General features: G+C 75.5%; 5 protein-coding genes. All 5 read left to right on the plus strand.

What is annotated here, in order from left to right; genetic code table 11:
- Positions 1-73: 73 nt before the first annotated feature.
- The 5 genes from C593_RS0120800 (at position 74) to C593_RS0120820 (ending at position 14,516) form a co-directional block, all read left to right on the plus strand.
- Positions 74-1,108 (plus strand): TauD/TfdA family dioxygenase, encoded by a 1,035-nt coding sequence (locus C593_RS0120800; protein ID WP_018849244.1) that lies wholly within the window; start codon positions 74-76, stop codon positions 1,106-1,108.
- 8 nt (positions 1,109-1,116) lie between these two features.
- Positions 1,117-3,006 (plus strand): non-ribosomal peptide synthetase, encoded by a 1,890-nt coding sequence (locus tag C593_RS0120805; RefSeq protein ID WP_018849245.1) that lies wholly within the window; start codon positions 1,117-1,119, stop codon positions 3,004-3,006.
- Positions 3,007-3,065: 59 nt separating this feature from the next.
- Positions 3,066-6,851 carry a condensation domain-containing protein gene (locus C593_RS0120810; RefSeq protein ID WP_020610366.1) on the plus strand — a complete coding sequence of 1,262 codons (3,786 nt, stop codon included), beginning with the start codon at positions 3,066-3,068 and terminating at the stop codon, positions 6,849-6,851.
- Positions 6,852-7,113: 262 nt separating this feature from the next.
- Positions 7,114-14,304, plus strand: coding sequence for a non-ribosomal peptide synthetase (locus tag C593_RS0120815; RefSeq protein ID WP_018849246.1), 7,191 nt, complete (start codon positions 7,114-7,116; stop codon positions 14,302-14,304).
- Positions 14,301-14,516, plus strand: a complete 216-nt coding sequence (locus C593_RS0120820) for an MbtH family protein (protein ID WP_018849247.1) — start codon at positions 14,301-14,303, stop codon at positions 14,514-14,516. The genes C593_RS0120815 and C593_RS0120820 overlap by 4 nt, the downstream gene beginning before the upstream one ends.
- Positions 14,517-14,596: the final 80 nt, after the last annotated feature.

Here is a 14,596-nt window from a genome sequence, read left to right on the forward strand (position 1 = left end):
CGGCGGGCCCGCCCGGCGGTCCCGCCACCACTCCACCCGCACCCCGGCTCCCCAGAAGACAAGGAACCCCGCCATGACCACCTTCGCGCCGAACCCGTCCACCGCCGGTTTCACCGTCGCACGGGAGCCCGGGAAGCCGGCCCTCGTGCAGGTGCCCCACTTCGCGACCCTGACCGAGGCCACCGCCTGGCTGACCGCGCAGCGGTCCGCGATCCAGGCCGAACTGCACCGCTCCGGAGCGCTGATGCTGCGCGGGCTGCCGGTGACCGACGCGGCGGACTTCGCCGAGGCGCGGGACGCGCTCATCGCCCAGCGTGCCGGATACAAGGAGAAGGCCACCCCGCGCACCGACTTCGGCGAGGGCGTCTTCTCCTCCACCGACCTGCCTGCCGCGCAGCCGATCCGCCTGCACAACGAGAACAGCTACACCCTCGACTTCCCCGGCGTCCTCCTCTTCGGCTGCGTCACCGCCTCCGAGACCGGCGGCGCCACCACCATCGGCGACATGCGCAAGGCGCTCGCCCTCCTCCCGCCGGAGCTGGTCGCCCGGTTCGCCGAGGCGGGCTGGCTGCTGATCCGCAACTACTCCGACCTGGCGGGCATGCCCTGGCGCAAGGCCTTCTCCTCGGAGGAGCCGGCGGGCGCCGAGGCGTACTGCGACGAGCACGCCATCGGCTACGAGTGGCTGGACGAGGACACCCTGCGGACCCGTCAGCTCCGCTCCGCGATCATCACCCACCCGGTGACCGGCGAGCAGGTCTGGTTCAACCACTTCGCCTTCTGGAACGCCCGCAGCCTGGACGAGGACGTGCGCGAGGTGCTGACCGAGACCTTCGGCGCGGACGGCCTCCCGTTCGACACCCGGCTCGGCGACGGCACCCCCCTCACCGACTCCGAGGTGGACGCGATCAACGCGGCCTATCAGGCCGTCACCGTCCGGGAGAGCTGGCAGAACGGCGACCTGATGCTCGTCGACAACATCCTCTGTGCCCACGGCCGCGAGTCCTTCACCGGGGACCGCAAGATCCTCGTCGCGATGGGTGAGCCGGTGCCGCTGTCCGACTGCTCCCCGACCACCGCCCCGTCCGCCTCTCCGTACGGAATGTGAGCCCCGACATGACCGCCGTCCTCCCCGAGCGCTCCGCCGCCCAGGCCGCCGACTGCCGCGCCACCGCCACCACGGCGACCCACCCCGCCGTCTGCGCCTGCGGTTCCTGCGCCGCCGGTACCGGCGCGGCCGACCTGATGGCCCGGCTCGCGCTCGTCCCCGGCGACCGCGGTGCGGTCGTCGCCGGTGACCGGTCCCTCACCTTCGGCGAACTGCGCGCCGAGGCCGCTACCGTCGCCGCCCGGCTCGCCGCCCTCGGCGCGGGCCCGGAGAGCGTCGTGGCGCTCTGCCTTCCGCGCGGGGCCGCCCTGGTCACCGCCCTGGTCGGCACCCTCGCCGCCGGTGCCGCCTACCTCCCCGTCGACCCGGCCCTGCCCGCCGAGCGCCGCCACTACCTCTTCGAGGACTCCGGCGCCGACCTGGTCGTCGTCGCGGGCGACACCGAGGCCGCCGCGGCCCGGGCCGGCGGCGCACGGACCGTCACCGTCGCCGAACTCACCGCCCCCGCACCAAAGACGCCCCCCTTCGCGCCGGTCGCCGTGACCGCAGGCACCCTCGCCTACGTCATCTACACCTCCGGCTCCACCGGACGTCCCAAGGGTGTCGAGATCGGCCGGGGCGCCGCCTCCCTCCTTCTGCGGGAGCTGGAGTCGGCCGGCGCGGCCACCGGCGAGGCCCGCCGGGTCGGCTGGAACGCTTCGCCCTCCTTCGACGCCTCCGTCCAGCAGTGGGTCCGGCTCTCCCGGGGCGACACCCTTGTCATGATCGACGAGGAGACCCGCCGCGACCCCGCCCTGCTCGCCGCGTGCATCGACGCGCACGCCCTGACCGACCTCGACATCACGCCCTCACACGCCGATCCGCTGCTCGACCTGCTCACCCCCGACGGCGGCCCCCGCCCGCTGACGCTCCTCGTCGGCGGCGAGGCGATCAGCCCCTCCCTGTGGGACCGCCTCGCCGCCGCCCACAGCTCCGGACTGCTGCGGGCACTCAACGTCTACGGCCCCACCGAGTGCACCGTCGACGCCACCTCGGCCTGGATCGACGCGCCGGGCACACCCCACATCGGCACCGCCCTGCCCGGACTGCGGGCGCTCCTCCTGGACGAGCACCTGGCCCCGGTCGCACCGGGGGAGACCGGAGAGCTCTACCTCGCGGGCCCGCGCGTCGGCCGCGGCTACCGACGCCGCCCCGCCCTCACCGCGGAACGCTTCGTCGCCGACCCGTCGGACCCGGCCTCCGGCGTCGCGGGCGGGCGTATGTACCGCACCGGCGACCGCTGCCGGCTCCTGTCCGGGGGCCGCCTCGCCTACCTCGGCCGCGCCGACGGCCAGGTGAAACTGCGCGGCCACCGCATCGAACTCCCGGAGATCGAGGCCGCCCTGACCCGGATCGGCGGCGTCCACGAGGCGGCTGTGATCCTCGGCGAGGACGCCTCGGGCAGCGCCTGCCTCATCGCCTACCACCGGGGCGGCGACGCCGACGCCCTGCGCCCCGCGCTGTCTGCCGCCCTGCCCGCGTACATGGTGCCGTCCGCCTTCGTCGCGGTGGACCGGTTCGCGACCACGCCGAGCGGCAAGCTGGACCGGTCCGCGCTGTCCGCGCTGGTCGCGGCCCCGGAGGAACAGGGCCCGGCAGAGGCGGGCGCGGACGGGCTGAACGGCCCGGCGGAGGAGCTGATCGCCCGCGTCTGGAAGCAGGTCCTGGGTGCCGCGTCCATCGGTCCCGAGGACAACTTCTTCAAGCTCGGCGGCCACTCCCTGCTCGCCATCAAGCTGGCCTCCCGGGTCCGCGCCGAACTCTCGGTGACGCTGCCGGTCAAGGCCGTCTACGCCAACCCGCGGCTGCGTGACCTCGCCGCCCGTATCGAGGAGCTGACGGCCGCGCGGGATGCCTGACCGCCGACCGCACCGGCCGCCCACCCACTCGCCACCGCAACCCCCGAGGAGCAGCAACCGTGATCCCCCTGTCCTATGCCCAGCGTCGGCTGTGGTTCCTGAACCGGCTGGAGGGTTCCTCCTCGGCCTACAACGCTCCGCTGGTCCTGCGTCTGGACGCTCTGCCGGACGCCGTGGCCCTGGAGGCGGCGGTGCGGGACGTGGTGGAACGGCACGAGGTGCTGCGCACGGTGTACCCCGCGCGGGACGGTGAGCCGTACCAGCGGGTCGTCGACGGTGCCCGGGTGTCGTTCGAGGTGGTGGCGTGCGGGGCGGGGGACGTGGACGAGAGGGTGACCGCCTTCGCCCGCCTGCCGCTGGACATCACCAGTGAACTGCCTTTGCGGGTGCGGCTGTTCACGGTGGACGACGGGACGGCGGTGCTGGTCCTGGCCGTCCACCACATCGCCACCGACGGCTGGTCGGTCGGCGTCCTGCTACGCGACCTGGACGCGGCCTACCGCTCCCGCGCCGGAGGCGGCGCACCGGAGTGGGAGGCGCTGCCCGTCCAGTACGCGGACTACGCCCTCTGGCAGCGGGACATGCTCGGCGACCCCGAGGATCCCGACAGCACCGCACACGAACAACTCGCCCACTGGCGGAAGGCGCTGGACGGCATCCCGGCCGAAACCCGGCTGCCCGCCGACCGGCCCCGGCCCGCCGAGCCCGCCCACCGGGGCGCGGTCGTGACGGCGGAGCTGGACGCGGCCACCCACCGGGCTCTCCTCGGCGTGGGCCGGGCACGGCGCGCCACCTTCTTCATGGTCGTCCGTGCGGCGCTGTCGCTCGCGCTGCGGGCGGCCGGCGCGGGCACGGACCAGGTCGTCGGCACACCGGTGGCGGGACGGCCCGAGGAGGATCTGCACGAGCTGGTCGGCTTCTTCGTGAACACCCTCGCCCTGCGCACCGATCTCTCCGGTGACCCGACCCTCGCCGAGCTGCTGGACCGGGTCCGGGACGGCGACCTCGCCGCGTTCGCCCATGAGGACCTGCCGTTCGACCTGCTGGTGGAGGACCTCAACCCCGAACGCTCCCTGGGCCGTCACTCCTTCTTCCAGGTCATGGTCAGCACCGGGACCCGCCACGAGAAGCAACTCGCCCTCGGCGACCTGCCGGCCGGACTCGACGACGCCGACCTCGCCACCGCCAAGTTCGATCTGAGCTTCTCCTGCCTGGAGACCCAAGCCCCGGCGGGCGAACCCGGCGGGCTGACCCTGGGACTCCAGTACGCGACCGATCTCTACGACGAGGAAACGGCCACCCTGCTCCTCGATCTCTTCCGGCGCTCGCTCGGGGCCTTCGCCGCGCGGGGCGAGGACACACCGCTCAGCGCGGTCCAGCTGCTGACCGGGGCGGAACGGGACGCCCTGGACCGCCGCCACCGGGCGCTCGCGGAGGCCGCCGAACGGCGCGCGACACCCCCCACCGAGGAGCCGGCGCCCCCCGCGTCCCCGGCCGACCCCCGGGAGGAGATCCTGCGCGGCCTGTTCGCCGAGGTACTGGGCCGGGAGGAGGTCGCGGCCGGGGACAACTTCTTCAAGCTCGGCGGCCATTCGCTGCTCGCCGGCAAGCTCACCAACCGCATCCGGGCCGCGCTGGGCGCGGAAGCCGCGATCCGCGATGTGTTCCTCGCGCCGTCTCCCCGGCAGTTGCTGCGCCGCCTCGCCGGGCGGGGCACCGGCGCGCCCCGGCCCGCCCTGCGCCCCGTCCCGGCCGAGGAGCGCCCCGCGCGTGTCCCGCTCTCCGCCGCCCAGCTCCGCCTGTGGTTCCTCAACCGGCTGGAGGGGCCCAGCGCCACGTACAACATCCCCGTGGTGACCCGGCTGCACCGGCCCGTCGAGCCGGACACCCTGGCGGCGGCGCTCGCCGATGTCGCCGGACGGCACGAGGTGCTGCGGACCGTCTACCGCTCCGCGGACGGCGAGCCCTACCAGGAGGTCCTCGAGGACGCCACGCCCGTCCTCGAACAGGTCCGCGCCGAGGAGCCGCAGGCCCTGCGCACCGCCGTCGACGCGGCGGCCGGACATGTCTTCGACCTGGCCGCCGAGATCCCGTTCCGGGCCTCCCTGATCACCGGCGGCGACGGACGGCAGACCCTGGTCCTGCTGGTCCACCACATCGCCGGCGACGGCTGGTCCACCGCCTGCCTTCTCGCCGATCTGGACACCGCGTACCGGGCCCGTTCCGGGGGCCGGGCCCCCGACTGGCAGCCGCTGCCCGTCCAGTACACCGACTACACCCTCTGGCAGCACGACCTCCTCGACGGCGAACACGGCATCGCCCAGGCGCAGCTGACGCACTGGCGGACCGCGCTCGACGGCCTGCCGCCGCTGCTCGCCCTGCCCACCGACCGGCCCCGGCCCGTCGAGAGCGACGGCGCGGGCGCCCTCACCGCCTTCGAGGTGAGCGCCGACACCCACCGGGGCCTGCTGCGCTGCGCCCGCGCCCACGGCGCCACCCTCTTCATGGTGGTGCAGGCCGCGCTCGCAGCCCTCCTCACCCGGCACGGCGCCGGCACCGACGTGGCGATCGGCACCACCGTCGCGGGCCGTGCGGACGACGCCCTCCACCCGCTCGTCGGCTTCTTCGTCAACACGCTGGTGCTGCGCACCGACACCTCCGGCGACCCCGGGGCCGGTGAGCTGGTGCGCCGCGTCCGGACGGCCGGGCTCGCGGCCTACAGCCACCAGGACCTGCCCTTCGACCGGCTCGTCGAGCATCTCAGCCCGCACCGCTCCGCCGCCCACGCCCCGCTGGTGCAGGTGATGCTCCAGGTGCACGCCGCCGGGGGGAAGGCCGCCGCCCCTTCCGTCTTCGACGGCGACCCGGTCGCGTTCAGCGGCACCGGCGCCAAGAGCGACCTCACCTTCGCGCTCACCGAGCGGGCCGACGCCGACGGCTCACCGGCCGGACTGCAGGGCGCCCTGGAGTACGCCACCGCCCTCTACGACGCGGACACGGCGCGGCTGCTCGCGCGACGGCTGGTCGCGACCCTGGACGCGTTCGCCGCCGACCCGGCGGTGCGGGTGTCGGCGACGCCCTACGGCCAACCCTCCACAACCGCCCGGGAGACCGTTCTCGACGAGCACGGCCGCCCCGCGCCCGTCCGCGTCCCCGGCGAGGTCCACACCCTCACGCCCGACGGCGGCCGCCACGCCACCGGCCGCCGGGCCTACCTCGCGGCCGACGGCTCCCTGCGCCCCGTCGCCACCCTCACCGCCGGCGGCTACCCGGTCGAGCCCGGCCGCGTCGAGGGGGTCCTCCTCGCCCACCCGGCGGTCACCGAAGCGACCGTCACCGTCCACGAGAACCGGCTGTACGGGTACATCACCCGCGCGCCCGGGGCGGCGCAGACGGAGGCGGAGCTGCGCGGCTGGGCCGCCGAACGGCTGCCGGAGTACCTGGCCCCGGCGCGGATCGTGACCGGCCGCCCGCCCGCCCCCGGCGAGCGGGCCCGCACCGAGGAGCCGCCGCAGGCGCCGTCCGCCGACCCCCGGCAGGAACGCCTGCTGCTCCTCTTCCGCGCGGTGCTCGACGGCCGCCCGGTCGGCCCGGACGACAACTTCTTCCGCACGGGCGGCCACTCCCTCCTCGCCGTCCGGCTCCTCAACCGGATCCGCGCAGAGTTCGGGCAGGACCTCACCCTGCGGGACCTGTTCCGCAACCCGACCGCCGCCTCCCTCGCCCACCGCCTGGCCGAGACCGAGCGCACGGCAGACGGGCCCCGGCCCACCGTGCCGAACCCGCCCGTTCCCGCACCCGCCCTCCGCCGCCGCACCCGCGCGGGCGCCCGCCACGGCGGCTGATCCGCGGGCGGCCGGCGCCGGCCGGCGGCACGCCCGCCGCCGGGCCGGACCCGACCCGCAGCCGCCCCGCCCCGGCGGGACCCGCGCCCCCACGGCGCCCCCACCGCACCCCCGACCGGCAGCTCCGGACGGCGAGTTCTGCCGCCCGGAGCTGCCGCGTCTCCTGCCCCGGAGCCCCGCGGGGCGCCCCTAGCGTGGAGGTCACGGAGGCGAGAGGAACCGTTCGCCCCGGTCTCTCGGACCTTCACCGGAGGAACTCAGCATGCCCCCCAGCAGAACGGACGACCTGCTCGACGGCGGGCCCTCGCCCGTCCCCGCGCCGCCGGTACTCGAACTGATCGCCCACCAGGTGCGCACCCGGCCCGGGGCCACCGCGCTCGTCCACGGCGACGACCGGCTCAGCTACGCCGCCCTCGCCGAGGCCGTCGGGGCGCGGGCCGCGGATCTCGCCGCCCGGGGAGCGGGCCCCGGCCGGCTGGTCGCCCTCCACCGGCCGCGCGGCATCGACGCGATCGTCGGCCTCCTCGCCGTCCTGACCACCGGCGCCGCCTACCTGCCCCTCGACATCCAGGCTCCCGACGCCCGCAACGAGGCCATCCTCCAGGACGCCTGCGGCGCGGACGCGCCCACCCCCGCCGAGGTCGCCCGGCACGGTGAACTCGTCCTGGACGGGCCGGGCGCGGGGGAGGGGGCCGCCTACGTCATCTACACCTCCGGCTCCACCGGCACCCCCAACGGCGTGGTCGTCGCCCACGACTCCCTCGCCCACTTCATCGCCGGCGCCACCCCGGCCTACGGCATCGGCGCCGAGGACCGGGTCCTCCAGTTCAGCCCCCTGCACTTCGACGCCAGCATCCAGGAGGTCTTCACCACCCTCGGCGCCGGCGGCACCCTCGTCCTGCGCACCGAGGACATGCTCGACGTCGGCGAACTCCTCACCGGCTGCGCCCGCCACGGCGTCACCCTCCTCGATCTGCCCATGGCCTACTGGCACGAACTGGTCCATGTGCTGACCACCGGCTCCGTCCGCCTGCCCGAGGGCCTGCGCACCGTGATCGTCTACGGCGAGGCCGCCCTCCCCGAGCGGATCGCCCAGTGGCGCACCCTCGTCGGCGACCGGGTCCGGCTGCTCAACGCCTACGGCCCGACCGAGGCCACGGTCGTCGCCACCGTCGCCGACCTCACCCGCCACGACGGCGGTCCCGTCCCCATCGGCCGCCCCCTCCCGGGGGTGCGTGCCGCAGTCGTCGCCGGTGAACTGTGGCTGCTCGGCGGCGGACTGACCCGCGGCTACCTCCACCGGCCCGAGCTGAACGCCCGCCGCTTCACCACCCTCGACGGCGAACGCGCCTACCGCACCGGCGACCTGGTCACCATCGGCGAGGACCGCCAGATCCTCTACCACGGCCGCCTCGACGACGAGGTGAAGATCGGCGGGCAGCGCATCGACCCCGCCGCCGTCGACTCCGTCCTCGCCGGCCACCCCGCCGTCCGCGAGGCCGCCGTCGTCGCCCAGCAGGACGCCGAAGGCGTCAAGCGGCTCGTCGCCTTCGTCGTCACCGACGGCGGCACCGGCGCCGAGGAACTGCGCGACCGGGTCCGCGAACGGATGCCCGCCGCCGCCGTGCCCACCGTGGCGACCGTCGTCGCCCTGCCCCGCACCAGCTCCGGCAAGATCAACCGCAAGGCCCTGCGCACCGCCGACCCGCGTCTGCCGGTCGTCCACGAGGAGCCCCTGCCCGCCGGGGACCGGGTGCCGCTCTCCCACGCCCAGCGGCGGCTGTGGCTGGTCAACCAGCTCGACGGTCCCTCCGCCGCCTACAACATGCCCATCGTCCTCCACCTGGAGCAGGCCCCCGACCGGGCCGCCCTCGCCGCCGCCGTCACCGACCTCGTCGGACGGCACGAGGTCCTGCGCACCGTGTTCCTCGCCCCCGACGACGAGCCCTACCAGCACGTCCTCGCCCCCGGCGCGGTCCGGCTGCGCACCGTCGAGTGCCCGGCCGGCGAACTCGCCGCGCAGGTCGCCCGGTTCACCGCCGGGACCTTCGACCTCTCCCGCGAACTCCCGCTCCGGGTGGCCCTGTTCCACCCCGACGACGGCCCCGGCGCCACCCTCGCCGTGCTGCTCCACCATGTCGCGGGCGACGGCTGGTCCCTCACCCCCCTGATGACCGACCTCGCCGACGCCTACCGGGCCCGCGCCCGGGGCCACGTCCCCGCGTGGGAGCCGCTGCCCGTCCAGTACGCCGACTACACCCTCTGGCAGCACGACCTCCTCGGCGACCCCGCCGACCCCGGCTCCCTCACCGTCCAGGGCCTCGACCACTGGCGCACCGCCCTCGCCGGCCTCCCCGACGCCACCGATCTGCCCTTCGACCGGCCCCGGCCCGCCGTCCGCACCCACGACGGCGGCACGGTGGAGACCGGCCTCGAACCGGCCCTCCACGCCCGCCTGGTCCGTCTCGCCGAGGAGCACGACGCCAGCCTGCTCATGGTCCTCCAGACCGCCCTGGCCCTGGCACTGCGCGCGGCCGGGGCGGGGGAGCGCGTCGCCCTCGGCACCCCCGTCGCCGGACGCGACGACGAGGCCCTCGACGCCCTGGTCGGCTTCTTCGTCAACACCCTCGTCCTGCCCGCCGACACCTCCGGCGACCTCCCCTTCGGTGAACTGCTGGACCGCGTCCGGGAGAGCGACCTCGCCGCCTTCGCCCACCAGCGCGTCCCCTTCGACCTGCTGGTCGAACACCTCAACCCGCCCCGCACACCCGGCGTCCACCCCCTGTTCCAGGTGATGCTCACCCTGCGCACCGCCACCCACGAGGAGGGCGCCTTCCGCTTCGGCGGCATCCCCGGCACCTTCGCCGGCGACGGCCCCACCACCACCAAGTTCGACCTGACCGCCGCCTGCACCGAACTCCGCGACGCCGACGGCACCCCCGCCGGTCTGCGCCTCGCCCTGGAGTACGCCCGGGACGTGTTCGACGCGGACGGCCCCAGGGTCCTGCTCGCCGCCCTGGAACGCGCCCTGCGCCTCGCCGCCGAGGGCACCGGCGATCCGGTCCGCGACGAACTGCTCGTCCCCGCCGCCGAGCGCCGCGCCCTGGACGAACGCCGCGCCCTCGCCGCCGCGGAGGCCGCCGGAGCGGCCGCGGCCGAGGCAGCCGCCGCGCATACCGCCACCGAGCCACCCGCCGAGCACGTCGACACCCTCTGCGCGATGTTCGCCGAGGTCCTCGGCCTTGACCGGGTCGGCCCCCACGAGGGCTTCTTCACCATCGGCGGCCACTCCATGAGCGGCGTCCGCCTCGCCAACCGCGTCCGGGCCCGCCTCGGCGCCGGCATCCAGGTCCGCGACCTGCTGCTCGCCCCCACCCCCGACGCCCTCGCCCGCCGCATCGCCGCCTCCGCACCCGCGCACCCGGACAGCCCCGCCCCCGACACCGGCGCCCCGGGCGCCGCCGCCCGGCCCCGGCCCGTCCCCCACGCCGAGCGGCCCGAGCGCGTACCTCTCTCCTATGCCCAGCGCCGGCTCTGGTTCATCGACACCCTCGAAGGCCCCAGCGCCTCCTACAACATCCCCCTCGTCCTGCGCCCCGCCGAACCCCTCGACGCGGAGGCGCTGGCCCTGGCGCTCGCCGACCTCTGCGACCGGCACGAGGTGCTGCGCACCCGCTACCGGGCCGTCGACGGCGAACCCCACCAGGAGATCCTGCCCGCCGCCCGCCCCGTCCTCGACGTCCGGACCCTCCCCGCCGCCGGACTCCCCGCGGCCGCCGCCGAGGCCGCCGGACACGTCTTCGACCTCGCCGGGGAGATCCCGCTGCGGGCCACCCTCCTCACCCCCGACGACGGCAGCGGCCAGATCCTGGTCCTGCTGGTCCACCACATCGCCGCCGACGGCTGGTCCACCGGTCCCCTCCTCGGTGACCTCGCCACCGCCTACCGCGCCCGCGCCGCGGGCCGGAAGCCCGAACGGGAGCCGCTGCCCCTCCAGTACGCGGACTACACCCTCTGGCAGCACCGGCTCGCCGACGGCCCCGACGCCGCGACGCACCGGGAGTTCTGGGCGCAGACCCTGGCCGGCGCCCCCGCCGTCCTCGACCTCCCCGCCGCCCGCCCGCGCCCCGCCGAGGCGAGCCACCGCGGCGGACACGCCCCCGTCACCGTCGACGCCGCCACCCACCGGGCCCTGGAGGCCCTCGCCCGGGACCACGGCGCCACCCTCTTCATGGTCCTCCAGGCCGCCCTCGCCACCGTCCTCACCCGGCACGGCGCCGGCACCGACCTGCCGCTCGCCACCATGACCGCCGGACGCGACGACGACCACCTCACCGGACTGGTCGGCTTCTTCGTCAACACCCTCGTGCTGCGCACCGACACCTCCGGCGACCCCGCCTTCACCGAACTCCTCGACCGGGTCCGGCGGACCGACCTGGCCGCCTACGCCCATCAGGAACTGCCCTTCGACCGCCTCGTGGAACACCTCAACCCCGTCCGCACCACCGCCCACCACCCGCTCGCCCAGATCGTCGTCCAGCTCCACCACGACTACGCCCGCGGCGTTCCCGGCGCGGACACGGCACGGAGTCTCTTCCGCGAGGACGCCCCCGCGCTCCTGGACACCGTCACCACCAAGTTCGACCTGACCTTCGCCCTCACCGAGCGGCGCGACCCCCGTGGCGGGCCCGCGGGACTCGCCGGCGGACTCGAGTACGCCACCGACCTGTTCGACGCCCCGACCGCCGCCCTGATCGCCGCCCACCTGGAACGCACCCTGCGCGCCGTCGCCGCCGACCCCCGGCTGCGCGTCTCGGACGTGCCCCTGCTCACCGACGCCGACCGGTTCCGCCTCACCGGCGACTACAACGACACCGCGACCGTCGTCCCCGGCACGGGCACCGTGCCGGAGCTGATCGCCCGCCGGGCCGCCCGCACCCCCGACGCGCCCGCGCTGATCACCGACGAGGAGACCGTCCCCTACCGGGAACTCGACACCCGCGCCGAGACCCTGGCCGCCCGCCTGCGCACCGCCGGAGTGCGGCGCGGCGACACGGTCGGCGTCCTGCTGGAGCGCGGGGTGCCCCTCGTGGTCACCGCCCTCGCCGTCCTCAAGTGCGGGGCGGCCTATCTGCCGCTCGACCCGCGGCTGCCCGAAGCCCGGATCCGGCTGATGCTGGAGGACGCCGGAGCGGCGCTGGTCGCCACCGAGACCGGCCGCGCCGCGTCCCTGCCCGGAGCCGCGCTCTGCCTGGTGGACACCCCGGAGACGGGCCGCCCGCAGACAACCGCCGCGCAGAGTGCCGCCGACGGCGACGACCTGATGTACGTGATGTTCACCTCCGGCTCGACCGGCCGCCCCAAGGGCGTCGGCGTGACCCATCGCAACGTCGTCGAACTCGCCGCCGACGGCGACGTGACCCGGGGCGGGCCGCACCGGATGCTGGTCCACTCGGCCACCGGCTTCGACGCCTCCGTCTTCGAGATCTGGGTGCCGCTGCTGAACGGCGGGAGCCTCGTGCTGATGCGCGGCGACGGCACCGACCTCGCCGAAACCGGCCGCGCCGTCCGCGAACACGGCGTCACCTGCGCCTACTTCACCGTCGGCCTCTTCCATGTGATGGCCGACGAGGGCCTGGACACCCTCCGCCTGCTGCGCGAGGTGTGGACCGGGGGCGACGTCGCCGCCCCGGCCGCCGTCGCCCGCGTCCTCGCCCACTGCCCGGACACCGTCCTGGTCCACTCCTACGGGCCCACCGAGACCACCTTCGCCTCCCACAACCAGTGGTTCACCACCGGCGAGCGCACCCTGCGCGGCGCGGGTCTCCACCTCGGCCGGCCCATGGACAACACCCGCAGCCACGTCCTCGACGCGGCCCTGCGGCCCGTCCCGCCCGGTGTGCCGGGGGAGCTGTACATCGCCGGATCGCACCTCGCCCGGGGGTACACCGGACGGCCGGACCTGACGGCCGAACGCTTCGTCCCCGACCCCTTCGAGGCGGACGGCAGCCGGATGTACCGCACCGGCGACCGCGTCCTGTGGACCCCGGCGGGTGAACTGCGCTTCCTGGGCCGCGCGGACGGCCAGGTGAAGCTGCGCGGCGTCCGCATCGAACCCGGCGAGGTCGAGCGGGCCCTCGCCGCGCACCCGGCGGTCGGCCAGGCGCTCGCCGTGGTCCGCGAGGACCGGCCGGGCGAGAAGGCCCTCGTCGCCTATGTCGTCCCCCGCGCGGACGACGCGGTCACCGGGGCCGAACTCGTCGCCGAGGCGCGGGCCGTGCTCCCGGAGCACCTGGTGCCCTCCGCGGTCGTCGTCCTCGACGCCCTGCCGCTGACCGCCAACGGCAAGCCGGACCGGGCCGCGCTGCCCGCCCCCGTCCGGCCCGCCGCCGCCTCCGGCGGGCGGGCGCCCCGCAACGCCCGCGAGGAGGTGCTGTGCGGCCTGTTCGCCGAGGTTCTGGGCGTCACCAGGGTCGGTATCGACGACAACTTCTTCACCCTGGGCGGCCATTCGCTCCTCGGAGTGCGCCTGGTCAACCGCATCCGCCGGGTCCTGGGCGTGGAGCGCACCGTCCGCGACCTGTTCCGCGCGCCCACCCCGGCCGGACTCCTCGGCCCGGCCGACGACGGCACCGCCGCCGCCCTCGGGGTGCTGCTGCCGCTGAGCACCCGGGGCGCCCGCCGCCCGCTGTTCTGCGTCCACCCCGGCACCGGCGTCGGCTGGGCGTACGCGGGGCTCGCCCGGCACCTCGGCGACGAGCAGCCGCTGTACGCCCTCCAGGCCCGCGCCCTGAGCGATCCCGGCCACCGTCCGCGCAGCGTCGAGGAGATGGCCGACGCCTATCTGGAACGCGTCCGGGAGGTCCAGCCCTGGGGCCCCTACCGGCTGCTCGGCTGGTCCTTCGGCGGCCTCGTCGCGCACACCATGGCGGTGCGCCTGCGGGAGGCGGGCGAGCGAGTCGAACTCCTGGCCCTGATGGACGTGCACCGGACCGGGCCCGGCAGCGTCTCCGTCCTGCCACCGCAAGCGCGGCCCGCCGGCCCGGACTCCGGGGCCGCGGCCCCGGACCCGGCCGCGGCACCCGACCCCGCCGGGGACCTCGCCGCCGCGATGGAACGCGTCCGCCGCGAGGACCCCGTCCTGGCCGGCTTCTCCGCCTCGGAGCTGCGGGCCGTGCTGCGCGCCTCGGAGACCCACGCGGCCCTGATGGCCCGCCATGTGCCGGGCGTCGCCGACACCGACGTCCTGTTCTTCACCGCCCGCCGCCCCGGGGAGCCCGAAGGCGCCCTCGCGGCCACCTGGATTCCCTTCGCCGAGGGGACCGTCGAGAACCACACCCTGGACTGCGACCATCTCCGGATGGCCGAACCGGAACCTCTCGAAAACATCGGAAGAATCGTCGCGGAGAAACTCTCCGCGGTCGAGAAGAAGGAAATGAGGACCCAGTCATGAGCGATTCCGTCAACCCGTTCGACAATGCCGAGGGTGTTTTCCATGTCGTCGTGAACGACGAGGGCCAGCACTCCCTGTGGCCCGCCTTCGCGGACGTCCCGGCAGGCTGGACCGGCGTCTGGGGGCCGGGGGAGAGGGACCAGGCCCTGGAGTACATCACCGCCAACTGGACCGACATCCGCCCCCGGAGCCTCGTCGCCCAGTACGCCTGACCCTTCGCCAAGAGGAATCGCCCAGGGCGCCGTGCCCCGCACCCAAGCGGGGCACGGCGCCCTTTCCGCTTTCCCGGTGC

This window comes from Streptomyces sp. CNT372 (genome assembly GCF_000377145.1).